Source organism: Paraburkholderia fungorum, from assembly GCF_902833645.1.
GTDB classification, from domain to species: Bacteria; Pseudomonadota; Gammaproteobacteria; order Burkholderiales; family Burkholderiaceae; genus Paraburkholderia; species Paraburkholderia fungorum.
In genome coordinates this window covers 86,464-106,498 of record NZ_CADFGE010000021.1, presented here as the reverse complement: position 1 = coordinate 106,498, position 20,035 = coordinate 86,464, and the positions used below count along the sequence as shown (strand labels likewise).

The following is a 20,035-nucleotide window of genomic DNA, read 5'->3' as shown; positions in this document are numbered from 1 at the left end:
CTCGTCGGCGCAGCCGGCGCGTCGCCGACTACTCCCGTGAGCATCAATGCGTGCTGCTTACCATGCTGTTTTCAGATCGAAGCTCCTTGAGTTCTGCAACGACCGCCATCACGCGCCGCGCACGCGCTTCGTAGTCGCTCTTCACCTGTGCGTCGTGCTCAAATTTGTCGAACGCTGCTTTCTGATCGGCGCTCATCGGAACGATCCGTTTGAGTTGATTGTCGATCGATTGCGAGGCCTGTGAGGTTGGGTTGTAGGCCTGCTGGATGGAACTTATGATCGTGTATGCGACCGACGCTGTTACCTGGTCTGCGATGACATCCATCAACTGGTTATACAGCTGGATGGCGTCGTTCTGGTTCAACCCGGAAAGCTCTATCATCATCCGCTGCATGTTCACTCCCAGGACATTCACAAATGACTGCTGTGCCGTCGACAACGCGATCCCGGCGTTGAAGTTCGCAATGATCGAGCCGGGCTGGATCGTCGTGATGATGTTCCCGGGTTGTCCGGCAGTAGCCCCGGTCGCTGTCGGCTGCACGCCCGCCAGTTGATCGATCAGGTACCTGCGAATTCCCTGATAGGTGTATGTCGTCTGTGTGACCTGCTGACATCCCTCGTCGTTCGCCTGGAAGTCCATGCATTGATACGCGACCCGCGGCTTGGCCGGATCGTAACCGTCTTTTAGGTCTTCCCACGTCAGCGTTGCAGGGAAAACCTTATCGTCTTTCGGGGAAGTGGAGACCGGACTGTTGTTCAGGTCCGGGGTGACCGACGTTCCGAAAAGGCTCATCATCAGCTCCATGCCGGGCTCCGCCCCACCCAGCACACCCAGATCCATGGTGTTCGGAGCACCCGTTGCGTACATGGTGTTGAAAAACGTATTCCGATACGCCGTCGTGTCGTCCTGGCGTGCTCCGCGTGATACGTTCGGGCCGTTGGAAAACGCGGCCGTCAGGCCCGCGTACATGTCCGAATACCAGCCTTTGGCGACCGCGGCCTGCTTCTCGACATCCTGCTGGAATGAGCCGCCGACCTCGTCGTCGAGCCCCGTTGCGTGAATCGCAGAGCCGATCACTGCCTTGGAGACCGCACACGAATTGATCTGTCCGTTGTTGAGCATGTCGGCGTAGTGCTTCATCGCGGCCATGATCGAGTAGCAGTCGTCGCAGACTGCCTTGATCGCAAGCTGCATCAGGTACCCTGGAGCGGCCTGAATGATGTTGCGCACCAATGATTCGAGCTGCGCTCCAGAAACCATCGAGAAGCTTCCGAAGAACGTGTCGATCCCGGAACAGCCGGCCGCAAGCCGTGGCGGGTCGATGTGCACCAGTTCATAGCTCTGCACTGGCGCACGCATGTAATACGAAGGCCCGTAGACACCCATTCCGTTCTGGCCCGTCACTGCGCCGCCTGCGGACGAGGTCCACATCGCATTCAGCGATGAGTTGATGTCTGCGTGAGAGCCGATGCAGACCAGCGAAAGCACCGTCGCGGCCGCGACATGTCTGAGGCGAATCTTCATCGCTAATGATCCAGGGAGTTCTGTGTCAAATCCGGCATGTGCCGTCCCACTGCGTCACGCATGAGCTTCACGAGCTGCTGCGGGTCGTCGGTATCGGCTGCGGCTGCTTGCGCTCTCATCCGCTCGATGTCACCTGGGCTCACAATTCCGCGCTTCTCCAACTGCGCGATGTCCATCAGATCGTGGGGCACCAGTTGGCCATCGATCGCTGCCTCCACGATCTTGCGCTGCAACTCGTCTTGCGCCATTGCTCCGTGCGCGACAACCATCACCGTCGCCGGCGGCACTACCAGTACCACCGCCGGCGTGAGCTTGAGTTCGAACGCCTTGAATGTCCCATGGCCGCGATCGACGACCATCGCGGCCCGCGCCATGCCTTGCAGAGGCGCACCATCCTCGGATATGAGCTGCAGAGGAAAGTGATATCGCTCCGCTATGCCCTTCACCACGGGAAGTTCTTGCGCGCAAAACGCGCAGCGTGAATCGAAGAAGAACCACAGTCCCGCACGGGCAGAGAGGTTCTTCAGGATCTCATCGCGTGCGCGGTCAACCTGCCACAGGGCGTTGCTTCGTGCGGCCGCAGCGGTCGGAAAACGCACCGCCTCGTTGAGATAGGGATCGTCCGCCGCCACCTTCGAGCCGACATCCGCGAAGTTCTGGCTCATGTCGAGCATCATCCGCTGCGCCCACATGAACGCCTCGAGGTTCTCGACGGTTGGGTGGTTCATCGAGTTCAACTGCAGGATCTTGATCTTCTGGCGAAGCCATTCCACCGAAAACGGCTCCGGCTTTGCCTGGTTCGACGCGGCCGCGGGCGGCGCAGCCACCTGCGCGCTGCTGGCCGGCGCCGGCTCGGACGCACTTACGGTTGACGCCGGGGACGTGCGTCCATCGTCATAGAAGTACCAGCCCTGCCCCTTCCCCTCGTAAAAACCGTCCGCTTGTACGTCTGGGCTCCCAAGGCCGGCCGCTGCGGCAAGCAGGACCGCGTAGGCAAGATTTCGGCAGGCTCGGCTGGATGGCATCGTCGATTAAATCCACAATCTGAATGAGATTATAGTAACCCGATGGTGAGTGATTATTTTTTCCAGATGCGCCGACTGATAATTTCCTTCATTTTCATTACTGTACCGATGACCGCGCTGGCCGCGCCTGGCCCCGATATCAGCGCGTGCTTCGAGGCTTCTGGCGCTAAATATCACATCGACCCTCGCCTCCTGTGGGCCATGGCCGAAACCGAGTCAAGCGGTCGCGCTTCGGCGCAGAACCTCAACCACGTTTCCCGGACAGGGACCGTGGATCTTGGCCTCATGCAAATCAACTCGTCCTGGCTACCGACGCTCGCGCGCTATGGGATCACTCGCGAACAGCTGATGGCGGATCCTTGCCTGAACATCGACGTGGGCGCGTGGGTTCTCGCGGGCATCATCAAACAGCAAGGAGCCCGTTGGGACGCAATCGGCGCTTACAACAGTGCCTGCACCCAGCTCAAGGGCGAGGCCTGCACCGCGTCACGCGCAGAGTACGTCCGCAAGGTCTGGAGCTGGTATCAGGACTCTCGCCCGGCGACGTTGCCCGCGACCGGACCTGTCGCGAGTAGCCGGGCACGACATTCCCCACAGAAAGCTGCTTCGCAACCTCAACGCGCATCCGTGCTACACGGATCTGCGAACGGCTCGGACATCGTCTTTACCGCCGAGGATGGCGCCGAATGAAAACTGTCATTTCCTACGTCGCCGGCGCCGCACTTGTCGGTTGGGTTGTGTATATATTCGTCTCTACCGAGCCGGCCACCCGTGTCAGCCGAACGTGCATGCCGGTAGGAGGCGCGGTGCGCGTGCTCGGCTCGCTCATGCGCATGCTCGACGAGGAAACGGGCCAGGATCTGGCGGACGAGGCCCTGCCATTCATCCAGGCCTGCCGGTCGTCCGTCTGGTTCTGGGCATACGACGGGCAGCCACTTCCTTCTTTCAGTGACGTCGACCCGGTATTCGGCGACTATCGTCCTCGCGGAAGCCCGGCCCCGCGTGTTGACGCCCTGCCGTCCCGCCCATCCGCGACATCAGGCGTGCACCCGCATGAAGGCGACGCCGCCAGGACGGCACCGGTGGCGGCGTCGGGGGCAGACGACGGGGAGCGCCTGTGAATGCTCCTGACCTCGTGCAGGCGACTGTGCCCGATTTCAGTTCGCTGCTCGTCTCGTCGACTGGATACCTGCGCGAGGGGCTCGATCGCTTTATCTCCACTGCCAACGGTGACAGCAAGGTTGTTGACTTCCTCAACTACCTCTTTCCTGCGGCTTGCCTCGAAGGCGCGTCCGACATACACATGCGGCATCACCCGGATGGCTTTCGCATCCTCGTGCGTGTCAACGGTGTTCTCCAGGAGCGTTACTTCCTGAACAGCGCGGCCGCGCGCGAAATCAACATCAAGCTGCGTTCCCGATGCCGACTCGAAGTGTCCGACACCGAGTCGCCTCTCGACGGGAAATTCGCGGTCGCTCTCGGGGACCGCCGCGTCGAGGTCCGTGTATCACTGCTGCCCAACGACCTGGGCCAGTCCATCGTCTGCCGCCTGCTTGACGAGGCGAATGCTGCGCACCAGCTTGACGATATCTGGATGCCACCGCTTTTACGGGCGGCGTTGATGGAGGCACTCGCGTATGAAGAAGGGATCATTCTCAACGTAGGGCCGACTGGCTCGGGCAAGACGACGACCCTCTACGCCTGTCTGAACCACCTGAACGAGCCCGGCATTCATATCATTACCGCCGAAGATCCGATCGAATATGCCCTGAAGGGAGCCAACCAGGTCTCGGTCCATCCGCCATACCGGACCTTTGCGAAGATCTTGCGCTCTGCGCTGCGTCAGGACTTCGAGGTCGGTCTCGTGGGAGAAATCCGCGATTCGGAAACCGCGAACATTGCATTCACTGCCGCTAACACCGGGCACCTGATGCTCTCGACTCTCCACACGCGGACCACGCTTTCGACGATCACCCGGCTGCTCGATCTCGGCGTCAAGCCCTACGAGATCGCCGACGCGCTACGCCTCATCACCGCCCAGCGTCTGGTGCGCAAAATCTGTGACAGCTGTTCAACGCTGTTCGTCCCCACAACGGAGCAAGTCAGGGCGATGCGTGCGCAGAATGGTGGCGATCGAATCGAACTCGACCGCCCCTTCTACGCAGTGAACACCCGCGGCTGCGAACATTGCCACGGTGGGTACCAGGGCCGGATTCCCGTTATGGAAATGCTGGTCGGTACCGCATCGCTTCGCGAAGCGGTCGAGCGCGGTGACCGCCAGGCAATGCGTGAAGAAGCGTTTTCGCAACCGCAGTATGCCCCGCTCCTGCAGGTCGGACTAGACATGAGCTCAAAGCGGTTTGTCGACTTCCATACGGCACTCAAGTTCAGCCAGTGAGCGACTCATGACCAATCGCCGACGCTTTCTCCTGTCCGCCACCGCAGCCGGTCTTGCCACTCTGGGCAGCGCAGCTTCGCAGATTGCCCGTGCGCAGGCCATCAACGACGATGACGATGCCACCGCGGGGTTGCCGAACGTGCCGGGCCGGGGCTCTCAGGACAGTTCGAGGATCAACGTTCGTCCGTATCTCGAGATCGGCAATTTTGTGGAGGACCGTGATCGTGTGTTTATGTTTTTCCTCTACACGTGTCCTTTCTGCGCCCAGTATGCGCAGTCTCTTGAGTCGTGGGGCAAAACGATTCCGAAACCTATGCTCTTCGTCCCTGTACCCCTGATGGTCGACGATCCCGTCGCGCTTTCTGCCGCCGCCGCATATTACGTCGCGCGCTCATTGGTGCCGGACCGGATGGCGGAGTTCGAGGGTTTCGCCTACGCCGCTGGCCAGCAGCACTACCCTGCTCCTACCCCCGTGGACTTCCCCCAGATCCTCTACCGCATGGGCCTGCAGCGCTCTGCGGTCCTCGCGGCGCTCCACTCGCCGGAAACCCGCGAGCGTCTGCTGCGTGCAGCCGCTCTTGCCCGACGCTATCGCGTCAAGGTCACTCCTGATTTTGGCGTTGGTGGCAGGTTCGTCACCAACGCGAACTACACGGGGGGCAACTATGACACCCTCGTCCAGCTCCTTAACGGGCTTGTCTCGAAGGTCATGAGTTCATGAAACGTCGCCACTTTCTTGGCGCGAGCCTTGCCAGCCTCGCGACGATCAGCCTGTCGCCTGCTACGGCGCTCGCGCACGCTGCTGCGGGCGAATCCGAACGCCCCGACGCGCCACGTGTCGATCTCACGCGGCTTCACTTCATAGTGGATGAACCGTCCCTGGGCAGGACACCCCTATGGTTCATCCTTGATTCAGGCTGCAGCATTTGCCGCACCGCATATTCTGACCTCCGCTCACGCGCTGCGCTTCACGATCGCACGCTTGCGACCTTCCAGGTCCGCTTCGTTCCGGTGGGCGATACGCATGACTCCGCGCACGCGGCCGCTCGTGCCTTCGTCGCCCACAGCATGGAGGGCTTCTTTGTCCCCGGATGGGACCTCCAGCCGGCCCCGGCCGTGTGGCAGACCGTCCAGGAGGACGTGCAGCGGAACACCGCAGCGACCCGAGCGCTTCCCGGCTATCCCGCCTTCGTTATCGAGGGCCGACCGATCAAACTGGGGTATGACGGATGGCACGACCTCTCCGACTGGCTCTCATCCTGATCGTCGCAACCGCGCTCGCGGCACACACTGCCGGCGCGGCGCGCGCCCAGAACAGCCCTCCACCGGTAGTCTCCACGAACCAGGACCCGTGGGCAGCACCTCCTGCGCCCGCGCGCTGCGATAGCTGGCAAGTCCGCAGCCCGGTTCTCACGGCCGTCCTCTCAACACTCACGCTCAGCCTCTGGCCAGCCAGTTTCGGCGACGATTGCCGCCCTGTTGCTGTCATCGCGGAGAAGGGTTGGACCTCCGCAACGTTTGACCTCGTCAAGCCTCACGCAGAAAACGCTTTTTTTAACGCGAGGCGGATTATTTACCTCATTGAGATTTTGTTACTCTGGCGAATCATCAGGCCCGTACGGGCTTTGCGGACCTTGCGCAGGAGCAAAACTTGAGAGGTTTCATCCGCCCTGTTACTGCCAGTTCAGCACGTGCGGTCTGTTCATACCTGCTTTCCACGTCGCGGGCGCTGATCTTGACCAGCGTGCTCTGTTTGCTCGGCGGGTGCGTCCCCGCCCAGGCTCCTGAGCCGTTCGTGGCCAAGCGCACATGGCTCGGCGTCGAGACGCGATCGACCGGCTCCGACTATGCAACGCTCGGTTATTCCCAGGAGGCGGTCATCACCGCGCAGCCCGTCCAGTCATTGCCACACGACTCGTGGCAGGTCCAGCACACCGAGCCGATCGAAATCTCCCTGCCAGTTGAGATCGAGGAGATGCCGAGTGACCAGCCGCCGGTGCGTCACGGCCGACGCCGTGCGTATCGCACGGGCGCACGTCATGTCGCGAAACACCTGCCTGCGCGCCCGGCGGCCATGTGCCGTGAATCGAAGACACGGACCCCATCATGATCGAACGCGATATCCCCCAGATGATCGACAACTTTCCGCAGATCGCTTTCTGGGAAACGGACGACCTGATGCCGATCATTCTCTCGATGTTCGTCGGCGTCATCTTTGATGTCATGACCGTCTCGATCATTAGTGGCCTCGTTCTCAGCACGATCTACATTCGCTACAAGCGCAAGGCGTTGCCCGGTTCTCTTCATCACATCGCCTATTGGTACGGCCTGTTGCCGCTCAACCGCATCTTCACCAACGGGCTCGCCAGGGAATTCATTCAATGAAAATGCCGCGCCTCTTCGCCACCTGGAACGGCACGCGCAGCGCCAACTACTGGCTCTCGGTGTCTGTTGGCGGCCTCGTTCTGATCAATCTCATGTTGACGTTCAAGGTGGTGTCCATGCACGAGCGCCTCGTGGAACAACCTCCCAACATGACCGCCGAGTACTCCGTGGGCTGGGACAGCGCGTCGTCGAACTTCTACGAGGCATGGGGTCTGTACGTCGCCAGCGCGGTCGGATCGGTCACACCGCAGACCGCGCATTTTGTTGCTGATCACCTCGCATTCATCGTCGATGCATCCATCTACCCTGCAGTGCGTGACCAGATTTATGCGATCGCCGATGATCCGGCCTACGTCTCAAGCGGGTCAATCAACGTGTTCGTGCCACACAGTAGCAAGTGGGAAGCATCAACGCACCGGGTATTCATCGAAGGTACGCTCAACACAACTGCGTACAAGACCACTGCACAACCCCTCGCACAGCTGCCCGTGACATACGAACTGACCATGAAGATGGTGGCTGGCCTGCCCAGGATCACCGCCTTTACGTCGTATGTTGGTGAGGCCCGCACACTTCAGTGGCAGAAGGCGCATCCGCCGACGACGGGGGCAGCCTCTGGCCACGATCGCCTGCATCCGAACATCGTCCCTCAAGCGAATGACATCCGGCACGCACTTGAATCCGGGCAGGGTCGCGTCAACCCCGCTGACAACACAGCCAATCCGTCAACCACACCTGCTACACCTGCGCGGGGGGCGCGCGCCCCCACGGGGAGCGCGGCCGGCATCGCGCAACCCGCAGCGGTTGGGTCCCAATCGCCTTTGAACGGCGGGACAGAAGGCATCGCCGGACCGGTGCAGGCGCTGCCAGTCGATCCGGCACAACGCGACAGCGCGAACGCAGCATCCGGACGCCTATAAGGGATAGACCGTGCCCATCCTTCCTCCCTACACAAAGCGCCCGGCTCACCGCACAGCCCAAACCGGGGTGTATTGCTCGACGCCGGCGCGCGCACTCGCGCCCCTCTTGCTCGTGTTCGCTGCCGTGGCAGGCCCTGCGGCAGCCCAGGACGATGGCGTGGTGCGCAACGTGCACATCCAGATGGACCCAGCCAGCGTAGCGGCCCCGCCCTCCGCAACTGGAACACCCATATCGTCCGCCCCGGGCCAACCGCCGGTGCTTACACGCGCAGACATTTCGAGGCTCATTACTTCGCTCAAGAGCGGGCAAAACGACGGTGCTGTCGCGACGGCGCCGGTGGCGCCAATCATCGATGCGTCCTCGCAGCGCGCTACGGCGGCTACCCGTTCGGACCCGATCTCTCAGGGCCTCGGCCCTAACGAGACGGTCGTACACACGGTGATGCAGCAGCTTGTCTCCGCCGGGGACCGAACCGTGCTGGGTAACCGCGGACATTTTCCGGCGCCGCCGTCGGCGGCCGTGGCCCAGATGCCAGCCGAGAATCCCGCGGTTCTCCACGTTCGACATGGTGTGACGGCTGACTTCGAAGTGTCTGGCGCGCAGCCGAACATGGTTGCGACGCCATTCATGAAGCCCAAGGTAGTCAACAAACGCGTCAACGGTGAAGACCCGTCGGGCTCGCGCGTCTGGGGGAGCGATATCTTTTTTTCACCCAAAGAGGAAACGACAGTCTTCATCAAAGATGCAGGACTGCCGAACTCACCCGTTGTAGCGCTGCATCTGCTGCCCCGGAAGATCTCCGGGCGCTCTGTCACGCTGGTACTTGACGGTGCCATTCCCCAAGGCCGCGGTGATCCGCAAAGTGCGGGTGAGGAGTCGGGGTATGTCGAAGGGATCACGGCCACGATGAAGCAGGCCGTGCTGGGCCAGGTTCCGGACGGATACACCGAAGCGCTGCTCGATGCTCCGATGGCTATTTCCGGCCCGATCAAGGCAACACCGATCGGGCGTTACGCAGGAACCGACGCCGACATATATCGCTATCGGCTGCTCAACACCGGCACAGAACCCATCACGCTGTCGGAAGAAGCGTTCGGCAGTGACCACGTACTCGCCGTGACGATCTTTCCCAATCTGGCGGTGAGACCGGGCGAGACGACGGACGTCCTCATCATGTTCGCCAAGCAGGTAATGTAATCATGTTCGACCAGCTCAAACGGAACTGGGCGCTGATGACGCCTGCGCGGCAAAAGCGGACCGTGGTCGTCGGCACCGTAACCGCGTTCGCCGTCGGCGCCTGGATCTTCAGCGTGAAGACGACACCGCCGAAGCCGCCCAGCGACCATCTGGCTGTCAATGTAGTCGCTCCGCCACAGCGCAATACCGACCTGGCAGACGTCAATGCATCCGTCACTGCCCTGCAGCGCCAGATTTCCGACTTCGATCACCGTCTGCAGAGCCAGCAAGATCAGGTTGATCACAGGTTCGACCTGCTGGAGGCCCAGCAGCGCAGCGCCGCCAGCAATTCTTCAAGTCACGGAACCACGCCGACAAGCACCGGAACCACTGCCCAGCTTCCCCCGCCCGGCACAGGCGATACCATCACCCCTCCCGGTTCGGCGCCATTTCCGGCTGGCGGGCAACCTCGTTTGAACAGTTTGCTGCCAGGTGCTGCCGGCGCGGGGGGCACCGCCTCCCCCATCAGTCCCGGGCGTACCGGCGCCGACTCCGCCGCCACTCCTGACGCGGAGCAGACCGATGGCATCCAGATCGTGGGAGACGACGGCGACGGTGCAGCCGACGCCGGGACCACCGCGAGCGGTACGGCCACGGCCGGCGCAGTCAGGACCGTTTCAGCGAAAGCGGCCGAAATCCCGGAAACGTTTCTTCCGATGGGCGCGATCGTCACCGGGCTTGCGATCAATGGCGGCGATTTTCCGACTACGCGATCGGCGCAGCGCAATCCTGTGCCGATGCTTATTCGCGTCAAGAAGGATGCGATTCTCCCCAACAATCAGCGAGCCTCTGTCAAGGAGTGTTTCCTGATGGTGTCAGGTAACGGTGAGCTCTCCACGGGCCGCGCCCAGCTACGCGCCGAGCGTATCTCGTGCGTGCTCAAGAACAAGCGTGTCGTTGAAGTTGCCGTGGACGGCTACGTAGTCGGCGAAGACGGCAAGCCGGGGCTGCGCGGCAATCTCGCGTCCAAAGACGGCGCCGTGATCGCCAACGCCATGCGTGTCGCCATGATTGGCGCGGCCGGCGAAGGCCTTGCAACTGTCGTGTCGAACACGGCCTCCAACGTCCACAGCGCTGGCGTCAACGTGCAACTGGGAAGCAACAGCAGCAGCGGTTCGCAGATGAGCGCGCCGATCGGCACCGCGTTCCAGAACATTGCCCAGTACTACACCGACCTTGCGAAGGAAATCGTGCCCGTCGTAGAGATTAATCCCCTCCGGCAGGTCGACGTGATTCTCACCAAGGGCGTGAGTATTCCCATCTGAGGACAAGCCGTGCGAATCCAATCCATTCTGACGACCTTCTTCGCTTCGACACTGCTGACCGGGTGTTCATCCATGTTTGGCATCGGCACCGCTTCACCTGCCTGCCCGGGTGGGCAAGGGGTCGGTTGCGTGTCGGCACGCCAGGCTTACTCCATGTCGAACAATTCCTCCGCCGTCGAGGCTGCCGAGGCGGCAGCCTCTGGTCAAGGCAATCACCGCTTCAGCCTCGATCCGGAACCGGTATCGGCTATTCAGGTGAGCCTGCCGGAGCCCATCCAGCAACCCATGCCGGTGATGGAGCCGGCGAAGATCATGCGGCTGTGGATTAACACGTGGCAGGACGATCGGAACCAGCTGCATTTTCCGAGCATCGTGTTCGCCGAAGTGACACCGCGGCGCTGGTCGATGGGCAACAATGCCGCCACATCTGAGGCTCGGGTCCTCACGCCCTATCGCATAGAGGCAAACGCGAAGTCCAATGCCAATCTCGTGACTTCAGGGCCTGGCGGTGGACGTCCTACGCCGGCGCGAGTCGCACCTTCGGCGCCTCCATCCAGCCCCTTGCCGACGCAAGACACGTCTCGCTGACCCCTTTGAAATACTACATCTGTAAAAATTAAATCATTGGGAGATTATGCATTACCATCCACAACACTTTCTCCCGGCACGGAGTCGACATGAGTAAATTCAAGGAACGCTGGACGGACCCCAAATCCCGCAAGAAGCTACTGATGAGCCTGGTCATTGTCGTCGTTGCCGCGCTGCTCGTCGTCCACGCGTACGCAGGTTCCGATTCAACCTTCGACACCATCAATCTGTGGCTCACTGGCGTGCTGCAAGGCTCCGGCGGCAAAATGCTGGCCATTCTGGGTCTTGCCATCGCGCTCATTGCGGCCACCGTACGCGGCTCCCTCGTAGGCATGGGCATCGGTCTGGGTATTACGCTGGGTTCTATCTACGGTCCGAACATCCTTACCGGGATGTACACCGCCATCTTCTGACGACAGCTCTCTCAGGACGGGTTACCCCTCGGGACCCTTTCTGCCTGACCGCCCCTTCCGGGCGGTCTTTTTTATTTGCTCGCGGCACCTTTAAGTGCAAATAATTCTCTCATTGCGATTGATGATAATCTCAATCAGGACATCCAGTCACTTACGTCTTCAACGGAAACCTGATGGGCGCAATCGACCGCATACGCGAAATGATGGACCGCGGGCGGCCGGCAGACAGTTTCACCTGTCTGGCGGCCGACGACGACATCTATTTCTTCGAAGAAGGGGCGTTGGGCTGCCTTCTCCAGGGCGACTTCATCACTGGCGCGGACCTCAACATCCAGAAGATGCTCGAGAACATGCTGGGCGAGCATTACCCTCCGGGAACTTTTATCCAGGACATACAGATGGCCGTCCCGGATCTCGAAGGTGCGCTCGAGACCTACCGCGAGGCGCGGGTCCTCAGTCCGAGGGGTAACCGCATCGCGCAGACTGCGTGCACTGAGCGGGCTGACTTCATCGCCGCTGCTGCCCATCGCCCCCTGGCGCCAACGCTGCACACACGCGTGCTGGACACTCGCCATTACGTCACGCTCAAGGTCCCCACTCGTGGTCTGCCGTTTCCGAAAGACGTCGAGATCGCTGAGTTCCGCGAACTGCGCGACCGGCTCCAGTCGATGTATGAAGCCGCCAAGCTCGATATCCAGCCAGTCGGTCCCGACGAGTACCTTTCAGTACTGCGACGCTACTTTGACATGTACGGTGAATGGAACCGTTCATATGACGAGAGCGCAACGTTGCGCGATCAGATTTTTGAACCGGCACAGCGAATCAAGCAGTTCAAGAATACGATCCGCGCGGATTCGCCCAGGACGTCGGGCCACGTCCATATCGGGCTGATGACGACGGCCAAGTATCCGAAGAAGGCAAGTCTTCACCTGATGGACGTACTGCGCGGCACGCCCGACGGAACCGGCACGCAGATCAGCATGCCGTTCGTGCTGACCACCACCATTCATATCCCCGAGCAGAGCGGGAAAATCGGCAAGCTTCGCACCAAATCGACTCTGGTCACCCAGCAGGCGTTCGGCCCGATGCTCAAGTGGGTACCCATCCTGGCCGCGAAGAAACGCGGCTTTGACACACTCATTGCCTCGCTCGACGCCGGTGCGAATGCCGTCGAAATCAACACCACGCTGGCCCTCTTCAATCGTTCGCCACGTGCGATCAACAAGATGATGTCGCGCCTGAAATCGTACTTCGCCGGCCAGGACATGCAGATGGCGCCTGAGAAACACATCATCTGGCCGAATTTCTACAACACATTGCCACTGTGCCCGACGGCCAGGACGATTGAGAATACGCGCCGTTTTTTCACGATGGCTTCGACCCAGGCGGCCCAGTTCCTTCCCGTGATCGACGAGTGGCGTGGGTACGGCCGTGCCATGCTGCTGACTACGCGGCGAGGCCGCCCTTTCCGCTATGACGTGTTCGATCCCCGCAATTCGAACTTCAACTGGATATGGACGGCCGACCCAGGCGCGGGCAAATCATTTGCCGTGCAGCGCAAGGTCCAGGACTACCTCGCCCTGGGCGCGATCGTGCGCATTCTTGACATCCGCCGCTCGCACGCGAAATTCACGCGTGCGCACCATGGCGACTACATCGAATTCTCAGAGCACGCCCGCTGCAGTCTCAACCCGTTTACGCACGTCACGAATATCGACCAGAGCATCGGCGTGCTGCAGGCGCTGCTATGCAAGATGGCCAATCCGCATGAATCCACGGGTTCGTCCGAGGCGGTTCGGATCATGTCGGCGACCAAGAGCGTGTGGGCGTCATACGGCCCGGCCATGGAAATTACCGGGGTCTACCTGTACCTCATGAATCAGGATGACGACATCAGTCGTGAACTTGCGCGAAAGCTGTACCCGTTTACGACTGAAGGCCCCTACGGCGCGTGGTTCACGGGGCCGAACACGCTGCGCGCGGACGCCCAGCTGACCACCTTCGAGCTCTTCGACCTGCGCTCACAGCCTCACCTGCAGCAGGTCATCCTGCAGTTGCTGATGATTCGCTGCGAGCAGGACATGTATGAGACCAAGGGCAGCAGCCAGCAGAAGCTGCTGATCATCGAGGAAGGCGGCGATCTCATGCCCGACGAACCATTCGCGCGCTTTCTCGCGCAGCTCTATGCAAAGGTCCGCAAGGAAACCGGTTCGGTCGGTCTGGTCCTGCAGAACCTGACGCAGCTCTACAACAGCCCCCACGGTCCGACGATCGCGGGCACCGCAGCCACGAAGTACATCATGAAGCAGACTTCCGAGGCCATCAATCTGGCACGGCAAAGCGGCTGGATGGATATCGGCGAAGGCGAGGCCAACCTTCTGCGTACCGTGCACACCATCAAGGGACGCGCCGGATACTCCGAGATCTATCTGCGCACGGAACACGGCTCCGGTATCGCACGCCTCGTGGAATCGCGCTTCAACCAGATCCTCTTCTCATCCGAAGGCCGGGAACGGGACGAGATTCTCGCCGCGCTCAATCGCGGTGACGACGTCGTTCAGGCCGTACACGAATTCATCCGCGGAGAAACAGTATGAGCGAGAGCTCACAACTTCCCGACACGCAACAAACGCCGCCGGGAACCGACCGCCCCGTCGATGCCGGAGCGCCGGAGCTGCATCAGACTCCACCACGGTCGCAACCGGTGTCGACAGAAGGGGGGACGGACATGTCTGCGACCGCCGTGCCACCAAAAGCGTCCAACCCGACGAGCGCCGGCGGGACCTGGGGCATGCTGCGTCTCGTGATTGTCGTCGTCCTTGCCTGCACCGGCCTTCTTTTCGGCGCGCGCGCACTGATTGCACATCTGCCCCCGGTCTCATCCCTCGCCGCACCGTTCCGGCATGCGGTCGCCGCCGGCGGCGCTTCCTGCTACCGAACCATTGACATGAGCCGACTGACAGCGCTTGTGGTTTCGGACCTTTTGGCCCGCACCAATGGCAAGAACCAGTCGGAAGCCCAGGCGCTCTACCATGACCAGCTCCGCAAGATGGATGCCGCGGTGAGCGCTGTCGCAGACAGCTGCCTGCTGATCCGGCGCGAAGCCGTGGTGGCCTCCCCGGCCGATGTCGACGTCACCGCACAGATCGCGGGCCAGCTCGGGCTTGACTGGTCGCGCGGCCAGAAGATGCCCGCGCCCGATGCACTTCCTGGCACGCCGGCCGCAGCTCCGGCTTCTCATCCGGGGGCGACGGAATTCCCGGGTGCGTCCGCGGTCCCTTCAGCTCATGGGCAGGCGAGCGAATCCGCTGGCAACCCGTCTCTCGATGATTAAGCTGCCAGCCCGCAACGCCGTGCTGCTTGCGGCGACTCTCGTCCTTGCACCGTTCCTGCTGTTCGGGGCAAAAGCAACCGCGACCGCGATGCATCGCCATGCGTACGTCTTCTTTGACGGGGAGGAGACCGGCTGCCTGCCATGGGAGTGGTATTGGGGCACCCGGCAGGTGGGCGCAATCTCGCGCGGCGACTTGGTGACGTTTCGCAATGAGCAGGCTTCGCTCTTCGCCCGCGGCGCACTCATGACCAAACTGATTGCCGGCGTGCCAGGTGACACCGTCGTGATTGAGCAGGGCGTGATCAGTATCAATGGCCGCGTACTTGGCACGCTTGCGCGCGGCGCCCAGCATTTTCTAAGACCGATTAACGCCTGGGACACCCGTTACCGCATCGCCCCCGGTCACTACTTTGTGTTCGGGTCCGAATACCGTTCGTACGACTCCCGCTACTGGGGAACGATTCGCTATGACCAGATTCTCACGAAAGACATGCTGCTGGACTAGGCAGATCGTCGCGCTGCTTTGCAGCGCCTGCCTTCTCAAGCCAATCGCGCGAGCGGAAGCACCGCCTGCCCCGCAGACCAATGCCTCGCCGTCGGCTGACATCCTCTCGATCGTCCGACAGCAGAACCAGCAGATCCGCAAGGGAGCACTCGCCGCTCAAGGCGTCTTTGGTGGCCGGACTTCTCACGACAACGGTGTCAATCCGGCTGCCCGGATGGTGCGAGGAGCAAAGACTGTCGTTTTCATCTCGATGTCGATGCCTGACCGCGAGCTCTCCGCGATGCTCGAAGAAGTCCGCGGGAGGCGCGACGTCGTGTTTTTTCTGCGTGGTCTCGAGGCTAACGATGGACACAAGACCGCAGAACATATCAAGGCGGTCTCTGATTTCAAGGATCACCTTCGCGAGCCCCAGCCTGTCGTAGCCGTGCTTCCTCAGGCCTTCGCCCGCTGGGACGTCACGCAGGTCCCTGTCGTCATGCACGAGTCGATCGCTGACCACAAGTGGTATCGCGTGGACGGTGCCCTGTCCATCGAATCCGCCACCCGCGATATCGATGCCGGCGTCAAATCGCGCAATGTCGGTATGACCTGGCCGGTTCGCGAGAAGGACCTCGCAGAGGTCTTCCGCGACCGGATGCAACGGTACAACTGGCATGCGTGGCAGGATCGCGCGGCCAAAGCGATGACCGACCGGATGGACCGCGGCACGCCGCTGCCACGAGCAGAGCGCGACACGCGCTACACCGTCGATCTGAGCGTGACGTTCCCTCAGGATATCCGCGACCAGAAAGGCAATCTCATCATGGCCAAGGGAACTCGCTACAACCCGCTCACTAAAGCCGGCCTGCCCGGCGCTGCAATTGTCGTCGTGGATCCATCCGACCAGCGCCAGATTGTCATGGCGCATGCCTGGTTGCAACGCTACCCCCAAGGGCGCCTCTTTGTGACCCACTACGACGAAGGGGGCGTGCGGTCCCTCACAGAAGAGACTGGCATCAAGCCCATGCTGCTCGATAGCATCATCGTGAAACGCTTTCAGCTACGCGCAGCACCAAGCCTGTTGACTGCCGAAAACGGCAAACTCGTTGTGCAGACATTGTCTCCGCGCGTCGAAGGAGGCATGTAATCGTGAAAAAACTGCTGCGCCTTCTCACCTTCGTTGTCCCGCTTCTCCTGTACGCCGGCAACACCCAGGCCCAGAGCGTGGCCATGGGCTGCAACGTTGCATCGCCGTCGGACCTGTACACGAACTTCTGCTATGACTCGATCTTCCCGTTCCTGATCTCCGGCGTCGACGTGGTTCCACCTACTGATGTCGACGCTCCCTATGACGCGTACCGGGATCCAATCTGCTATTGCGACGGCCCGTTCGACATTCCCATCCCCGGTTATCCCGAGGGCATGTGGGTGCCGATTTCCGTCATCGAAACCACGCGGGCACCGGGCTGCTCGCCGATGCTGGGAGGCCTGAATCTCGGCAGTGAGCTCGGCGCCGGGCGTCGCACCGGCGGCAGCGGTGGGTCCGCAGAAACCGGCTCAAATGCGGAGGGTGGGTTCCGGCAGTTCAATCTCTACGACTTCCCGCTTGCCTCGATGTTCGCGAGTATTGTCGGGACCAATTGTGCCGCCGTGGGTACAACGGACGACTCATACATGTCGTCGCTGCTTCTGCCTTTCTGGGATGACTCCGCGCTCTCGAACCTGCTGTTCCCTGAATCGGCCGTCTTTGAGACGACTGCGGCAATGATCGCCGCGCCGCTAGACTGCGCGGCCCAATTGGCCTCTGGTCTCCTCAACATCTCGAGCCCAGTGGACGATGCCATGTTCTGGTGGATGGGCTGCTGGGGCGCAACCTACCCACTCACCGGCAACTTCGGCAATAAGAGCGTCACGACGGGTTCGTCGCTGGTCGCGGCGAAGGCCATGTTCACGATGAACGCGATGGCTCGCTACGGCGCGGTCAATTCCAAGTACGGAGTCACCACCGTCGGCCCCGCTGTGGTCAACGGTGCCTGCTCCCCGCAGCCCATGCCGGTGATGAACAAAAGCGAATTCAAGATGACCATGCTCTTCCCGGTCAGCGAAGCAGGGCCGATGGTTGCCACCGACGGCGATCCGAGCCTTAACGCGGGGTCCATCAATCCGGCTTCGTTTCTCGAAAATCGCTGCGCGCACAGCGTGGGCTCGTCCGAATATCTCTGGGGTCTCGGGCGCAAGGTTCCCGGCTCCGGCGAAGACGAGGCGTATCTCGTGTGGCGTTGGGTTGATTGCTGCGAACTGTGAGGACGTGAAGTCACACAACCATGTTCAAGCGAGGCGAATATGGATTGGAAGGCCGTAACACACCGTCTGACGAGCTGGCTATCGCGCATGCTGCCGCAGCGCTGGTTCGGGCGATTCGAGGCGTTGGCTGACTCGGACATCGAGGCGATGATGAGCTGGGGTATTACCAGTGAGCTTGCAGCGGTGCCGGTCGAATATGTGCAATTCCTGCCGCCGGACGTCGCGAATCTCGTGCAGCGGGCAAAGGACCTTCACCCGGTCGTTGCACGTGCGCAGGCGCGGCAGGTGGCGGAAATTGCCAGCCGGCAGATCGGCTTTACACCTGTGCATCACGTTTTCCGGACGCTGGGCGTATGCGCTGGCAACTACGTGGCACTGCCGGCTGGCAAAGCGCCGGTGGATCTGGGTGACGAGGCCCTCAACGAGAGGACCCGCATTCTCGAGACCTTGATTGCCCAGGAAAGCGAAACCACAGTCTGCGACCCGTGGGGCGGCGAGCCGCTGTAAGCGAAGCCGTGCACGGCGCAACCTGCGTCTCCAACAATGGGAAAGACTGAACGGAGTCCGTATGCAAAGAAAACTCATCTTGGTCACTCTCCTTTCCGGACTGCCGGTGGCAGCGGCGCCAGAGGTCGCTACCGCACAGGTTTCCGACGGCTTTTCCGCCGCGGCCGGTGCCGCCGGCTCCCTCACCTCGGCGGTGCAGGGTGCCGGCCAACTGGTCTCTTCGGCAGGCTCCACGCCATCGGGCACGACCGGCCTCACCCGATCCACCCTCGGCGGATCGACTGCAATGGGGACCGGGATGACCAACGCCTCGAGTGCTTCACCGTGGACGCCGGAGCAACAGGCCACGGCCATGCAGAACGGCGCCGTCCGCGCCGCAAACGCACTGTCGTCGATGGGTCTGCCAGCGGGTTCTGTCGTCACTCCGTGTCCTGCGTGGATTCAGGCCATGCAGGCTTACGCGGCCTCCTACTCGAGCGGTGGCGCAGTTAACCCGAAAGCAGCCAGGCAGGCATTTCCAAGTATGGCGCAGCTCTGTGCTGCGCCGACGGACGGTGCTCGAGGTGATGGGCCCGCTGGCGGCAGTGATGGCTCGGGTGGCAGTGACGGCGGCGGCAGTGATGGAGGCGGTGGTGGTAGCGAATAACCTCGGGACAGTCAATATGCGCCGACGTGCCGCCATCGTTGCGGTTCTCGCGGTGGGTGCGGCCTCTGCCACGGCACACGCGCAGGTGTCCCCTTTCAGCCTCTTCGACAACGGTGAGAAGCGGGCCTACAACCTTTACCGCGCTGCGGCGGCTGGAAGTACCGCCGCGTTCGAGGAGTTGCGTCGTCGCGGCAACAACGGCGATCGCTGGGCGGCCTTCCAGTTCGGCTTCCTGCACCACGTCGGCAAGGCTCCCGGTGCTGGCAAGGACATCGCGATTGCAATGAAGGCCTACCGGATCGCGTGCCGCACAGCCGCGGACAATGCGGCGATCACCGGCAACACCCTCGCCAGCTACAACATGGGACTTATCTACCTCTACGGCGATGACGGTGTGTCTCCAGATCCGGCGATCGCAATCAAATGGTTGACCGCGTCGGCGGGGGACGATCAGCACGCTTTCGTTCCGGCGGCGATGAACCTTGCCAATGTCTACGAGCGCGGCTACATGGACGTGCAACGGGACCTTTCGGAAGCTGCGCGCTGGTACAGGGCTGCGGCCGCCGGTCAGGAACCGTACGCGCTGTACAAACTGGGCCTGTGCCTGCTGCGAGGAATCGGTATGCCGGCCAATCAGGCTGAAGCCAACCTGAAGCTGAACGCCGCCGCTGATCTCTGGAGCCGCGAAGCGATGTACACCCTCGCCCTCATGCAGACATCGAGTCCCAACTCGCTCATCGAGCGCAATCCGGTCGCTGCAGCACGCTGGTTGCTCATTGCGATGGAGGGATATCCGGCCTACGAAAAGGCCGCGCGGGCAGCCATGGACCGTCTCACCCCAACCCAGCAGGATACGGCGCGCCAAAGCGCACGCCTGTGGATGCAAAACCATGCGCGCGTGCCCGAGCGTGTCGACTACAGGACACCAATGAACACCGAGCCAACCTACGGGACCAGTAACGTCCCTTCGTGAGTGCTGCGCAAGCACAGCAGCCCCCAGGAAC

Annotated in this window: 21 protein-coding genes; 19 read left to right on the top strand and 2 right to left on the bottom strand. The window is 61.7% G+C overall.

Annotated elements, in window-relative coordinates:
- Positions 1-43: 43 nt before the first annotated feature.
- Both HWX91_RS39985 and HWX91_RS39980 read right to left on the bottom strand, forming a co-directional pair.
- Positions 44-1,489, bottom strand: a complete 1,446-nt coding sequence (locus HWX91_RS39985) for a conjugal transfer protein TraH (protein ID WP_158380647.1) — start codon at positions 1,487-1,489, stop codon at positions 44-46.
- A gap of 38 nt (positions 1,490-1,527) precedes the next feature.
- Positions 1,528-2,550: a conjugal transfer protein TraF gene (locus HWX91_RS39980; RefSeq protein WP_081833232.1), complete on the bottom strand. Its 1,023-nt coding sequence runs from the start codon at positions 2,548-2,550 to the stop codon at positions 1,528-1,530.
- Between the two features lie 42 nt (positions 2,551-2,592).
- Between HWX91_RS39980 and HWX91_RS39975 the strand changes: the two genes are divergently transcribed.
- The 19 genes from HWX91_RS39975 (at position 2,593) to HWX91_RS39885 (ending at position 20,004) form a co-directional block, all read left to right on the top strand.
- The gene (locus tag HWX91_RS39975) at positions 2,593-3,240 is read left to right on the top strand and encodes a lytic transglycosylase domain-containing protein (RefSeq protein WP_052660821.1); all 648 of its coding nucleotides are present in this window, start codon (positions 2,593-2,595) and stop codon (positions 3,238-3,240) included.
- Complete coding sequence (locus HWX91_RS39970; protein WP_028199911.1) at positions 3,237-3,671, top strand: hypothetical protein; 435 nt, start codon at positions 3,237-3,239, stop codon at positions 3,669-3,671. The genes HWX91_RS39975 and HWX91_RS39970 overlap by 4 nt, the downstream gene beginning before the upstream one ends.
- On the top strand, positions 3,668-4,948 hold the full coding sequence (locus HWX91_RS39965) for a GspE/PulE family protein (RefSeq protein WP_052660822.1): 1,281 nt from the start codon (positions 3,668-3,670) through the stop codon (positions 4,946-4,948). Before HWX91_RS39970 ends, HWX91_RS39965 begins: the two co-directional genes overlap by 4 nt.
- 7 nt (positions 4,949-4,955) lie before the next feature.
- The gene (locus tag HWX91_RS39960; RefSeq protein WP_028199912.1) at positions 4,956-5,669 is read left to right on the top strand and encodes a thioredoxin domain-containing protein; all 714 of its coding nucleotides are present in this window, start codon (positions 4,956-4,958) and stop codon (positions 5,667-5,669) included.
- Positions 5,666-6,211 carry a hypothetical protein gene (locus tag HWX91_RS39955; RefSeq protein ID WP_028199913.1) on the top strand — a complete coding sequence of 182 codons (546 nt, stop codon included), beginning with the start codon at positions 5,666-5,668 and terminating at the stop codon, positions 6,209-6,211. Before HWX91_RS39960 ends, HWX91_RS39955 begins: the two co-directional genes overlap by 4 nt.
- 388 nt (positions 6,212-6,599) lie before the next feature.
- On the top strand, positions 6,600-7,058 hold the full coding sequence (locus tag HWX91_RS39950) for a hypothetical protein (protein ID WP_127837881.1): 459 nt from the start codon (positions 6,600-6,602) through the stop codon (positions 7,056-7,058).
- Positions 7,055-7,333, top strand: a complete 279-nt coding sequence (gene traL, locus HWX91_RS39945; RefSeq protein ID WP_028199915.1) for a type IV conjugative transfer system protein TraL — start codon at positions 7,055-7,057, stop codon at positions 7,331-7,333. Before HWX91_RS39950 ends, traL begins: the two co-directional genes overlap by 4 nt.
- Positions 7,330-8,253 carry a TraE/TraK family type IV conjugative transfer system protein gene (locus tag HWX91_RS39940; protein ID WP_028199916.1) on the top strand — a complete coding sequence of 308 codons (924 nt, stop codon included), beginning with the start codon at positions 7,330-7,332 and terminating at the stop codon, positions 8,251-8,253. The genes traL and HWX91_RS39940 overlap by 4 nt, the downstream gene beginning before the upstream one ends.
- A 337-nt stretch (positions 8,254-8,590) precedes the next feature.
- Positions 8,591-9,451 (top strand): TraK domain-containing protein, encoded by an 861-nt coding sequence (locus HWX91_RS39935; RefSeq protein WP_158380646.1) that lies wholly within the window; start codon positions 8,591-8,593, stop codon positions 9,449-9,451.
- A 2-nt stretch (positions 9,452-9,453) separates the two neighbouring features.
- Complete coding sequence (locus HWX91_RS39930) at positions 9,454-10,755, top strand: TraB/TrbI/VirB10 family type IV secretion system protein (protein WP_052660823.1); 1,302 nt, start codon at positions 9,454-9,456, stop codon at positions 10,753-10,755.
- 9 nt (positions 10,756-10,764) lie between these two features.
- The gene (locus HWX91_RS39925) at positions 10,765-11,343 is read left to right on the top strand and encodes a TraV family lipoprotein (protein WP_081833234.1); all 579 of its coding nucleotides are present in this window, start codon (positions 10,765-10,767) and stop codon (positions 11,341-11,343) included.
- An 89-nt stretch (positions 11,344-11,432) separates the two neighbouring features.
- Positions 11,433-11,756 (top strand): hypothetical protein, encoded by a 324-nt coding sequence (locus HWX91_RS39920; RefSeq protein WP_051223949.1) that lies wholly within the window; start codon positions 11,433-11,435, stop codon positions 11,754-11,756.
- 173 nt (positions 11,757-11,929) lie between these two features.
- Positions 11,930-14,353: a TraC family protein gene (locus tag HWX91_RS39915; RefSeq protein ID WP_028199918.1), complete on the top strand. Its 2,424-nt coding sequence runs from the start codon at positions 11,930-11,932 to the stop codon at positions 14,351-14,353.
- Positions 14,354-14,484: 131 nt separating this feature from the next.
- Positions 14,485-15,090 (top strand): hypothetical protein, encoded by a 606-nt coding sequence (locus HWX91_RS39910; protein WP_176035693.1) that lies wholly within the window; start codon positions 14,485-14,487, stop codon positions 15,088-15,090.
- The gene (lepB, locus tag HWX91_RS39905) at positions 15,083-15,595 is read left to right on the top strand and encodes a signal peptidase I (protein WP_028199920.1); all 513 of its coding nucleotides are present in this window, start codon (positions 15,083-15,085) and stop codon (positions 15,593-15,595) included. The genes HWX91_RS39910 and lepB overlap by 8 nt, the downstream gene beginning before the upstream one ends.
- Complete coding sequence (locus tag HWX91_RS39900) at positions 15,558-16,721, top strand: TrbC family F-type conjugative pilus assembly protein (protein ID WP_081833236.1); 1,164 nt, start codon at positions 15,558-15,560, stop codon at positions 16,719-16,721. Before lepB ends, HWX91_RS39900 begins: the two co-directional genes overlap by 38 nt.
- A gap of 2 nt (positions 16,722-16,723) precedes the next feature.
- The gene (locus HWX91_RS39895; protein WP_028199922.1) at positions 16,724-17,878 is read left to right on the top strand and encodes a TraU family protein; all 1,155 of its coding nucleotides are present in this window, start codon (positions 16,724-16,726) and stop codon (positions 17,876-17,878) included.
- 39 nt (positions 17,879-17,917) lie between these two features.
- On the top strand, positions 17,918-18,385 hold the full coding sequence (locus HWX91_RS39890; protein WP_028199923.1) for a hypothetical protein: 468 nt from the start codon (positions 17,918-17,920) through the stop codon (positions 18,383-18,385).
- 554 nt (positions 18,386-18,939) lie between these two features.
- Entirely contained in the window at positions 18,940-20,004 is a 1,065-nt protein-coding gene (locus tag HWX91_RS39885) for a tetratricopeptide repeat protein (RefSeq protein ID WP_127837879.1), read from the top strand.
- Positions 20,005-20,035 lie beyond the last annotated feature (31 nt).

What these genes read in the sequence shown, in the direction of transcription:
- HWX91_RS39920 (WP_051223949.1), top strand. Translation starts at nt 11,433, where the DNA reads ATGAGTAAATTCAAGGAACGCTGGACGGACCCCAAATCCCGCAAGAAG.
- HWX91_RS39980 (WP_081833232.1), bottom strand. Translation starts at nt 2,550, where the DNA reads ATGCCATCCAGCCGAGCCTGCCGAAATCTTGCCTACGCGGTCCTGCTT.
- traL (WP_028199915.1), top strand. Translation starts at nt 7,055, where the DNA reads ATGATCGAACGCGATATCCCCCAGATGATCGACAACTTTCCGCAGATC.
- HWX91_RS39975 (WP_052660821.1), top strand. Translation starts at nt 2,593, where the DNA reads ATGGTGAGTGATTATTTTTTCCAGATGCGCCGACTGATAATTTCCTTC.
- HWX91_RS39910 (WP_176035693.1), top strand. Translation starts at nt 14,485, where the DNA reads ATGTCTGCGACCGCCGTGCCACCAAAAGCGTCCAACCCGACGAGCGCC.
- HWX91_RS39915 (WP_028199918.1), top strand. Translation starts at nt 11,930, where the DNA reads ATGGGCGCAATCGACCGCATACGCGAAATGATGGACCGCGGGCGGCCG.
- lepB (WP_028199920.1), top strand. Translation starts at nt 15,083, where the DNA reads ATGATTAAGCTGCCAGCCCGCAACGCCGTGCTGCTTGCGGCGACTCTC.
- HWX91_RS39940 (WP_028199916.1), top strand. Translation starts at nt 7,330, where the DNA reads ATGAAAATGCCGCGCCTCTTCGCCACCTGGAACGGCACGCGCAGCGCC.
- HWX91_RS39930 (WP_052660823.1), top strand. Translation starts at nt 9,454, where the DNA reads ATGTTCGACCAGCTCAAACGGAACTGGGCGCTGATGACGCCTGCGCGG.
- HWX91_RS39955 (WP_028199913.1), top strand. Translation starts at nt 5,666, where the DNA reads ATGAAACGTCGCCACTTTCTTGGCGCGAGCCTTGCCAGCCTCGCGACG.
- HWX91_RS39970 (WP_028199911.1), top strand. Translation starts at nt 3,237, where the DNA reads ATGAAAACTGTCATTTCCTACGTCGCCGGCGCCGCACTTGTCGGTTGG.
- HWX91_RS39960 (WP_028199912.1), top strand. Translation starts at nt 4,956, where the DNA reads ATGACCAATCGCCGACGCTTTCTCCTGTCCGCCACCGCAGCCGGTCTT.
- HWX91_RS39900 (WP_081833236.1), top strand. Translation starts at nt 15,558, where the DNA reads ATGACCAGATTCTCACGAAAGACATGCTGCTGGACTAGGCAGATCGTC.
- HWX91_RS39890 (WP_028199923.1), top strand. Translation starts at nt 17,918, where the DNA reads ATGGATTGGAAGGCCGTAACACACCGTCTGACGAGCTGGCTATCGCGC.